This window comes from Corynebacterium sp. 5QC2CO, from assembly GCF_024580435.1.
Classification (GTDB): Bacteria; Actinomycetota; Actinomycetes; order Mycobacteriales; family Mycobacteriaceae; genus Corynebacterium; species Corynebacterium jeikeium_D.
The window spans coordinates 1-255 of the sequence record NZ_JANIKI010000045.1 but is presented as its reverse complement, the minus strand read 5'-3'; the positions used below and the strand labels follow the sequence as shown (position 1 = coordinate 255).

General features: G+C 59.6%; 1 protein-coding gene. It reads right to left on the bottom strand.

Features of this window, described 5'->3' with window-relative positions:
* On the bottom strand, nt 1–253 hold a 253-nt coding region (locus NQ014_RS10870; protein ID WP_257075343.1), incomplete at its 3' end, for a helix-turn-helix domain-containing protein.
* Nucleotides 254–255 lie beyond the last annotated feature (2 nt).

Genomic DNA, 255 nt, shown 5'->3' with positions numbered 1-255 from the left:
GTGCAGCCAACCTGTCACTGGCCTGACGCGGTGAGGCACCACGGTTGAGCAGATCGACAACCTGGGCGCGTAAGAACCGATTACCATCGAGTTTGCGCAGCTTAGGACGAGCAAGACGCCCGCGGCTGGCCTGATCAGCGTGATAAGCATCGTAGATACCATCGACGCTGTTGCGCGCGATTTCACGGCTGACGGTGGATTGACTACGACAAACCACCTGGGCGATACGCCGGTGCGAATGACCTGCCCGCAGAT